This is a genomic window from Salinimicrobium oceani (genome assembly GCF_012037645.1).
Genome location: NZ_JAAVJR010000228.1, coordinates 1 through 607, shown reverse-complemented (window position 1 = coordinate 607; position 607 = coordinate 1). Strand labels below are relative to the sequence as shown.

Annotated in this window: 1 pseudogene; it reads left to right on the top strand. The window is 42.2% G+C overall.

Annotation, left to right across the window (positions count from 1 at the left end):
* Positions 1 to 607, top strand: a pseudogene (locus tag HC175_RS16420) (methylmalonyl-CoA mutase family protein); the annotation flags it as partial.

Here is a 607-nt window from a genome sequence, read left to right as displayed (position 1 = left end):
CAACGATCCGGGGATGAACACGCTTTACAAGCAGATCATGGATAAGATCGATGAGAAAGCCGGCGGGCATTTCAATTCTACCTTCCACCTTTCAAAGGAGATGAGCGAGAAGATCTTTATCATTCCTCCAAGCAGAACGCGATACTTGTCTGAAATTTCAGAAAATAACCGCAGCTACGATGTGAAGGCTTCAGCACAATCTGAAGTAGCTCAAAAGCTCTACGGAATTTACAAGACCATTGAATCGGTTTCAGGAGTGAAATTGGGGCTCAACCAGTATGGATTAGATGAGGATGGATTTAAAAATGCAACAACTTCAGAAAATGAAGACCTTGTAAGCCTCCTTAAAAAAGAATTTGACAGGGTGAAAATGGATCTCGATCCCTATAACTGGGAGATCATTACCGGGTGGGATGAAAAGGTCAATAAATATAAAGATCCAGTCTATTCATTTAAGGTCCGCGATAAGGAGATCAGGATCGAAACTCACACCGAATCTTTATCACATACGCAGATCCCAAAAGTGGCACTTCCAAAATATCAGGCCTGGGGTGACATTTTAAGATGGTGTCTTCAGGAAAATGTGCCTGGGGAATTTCCATACACT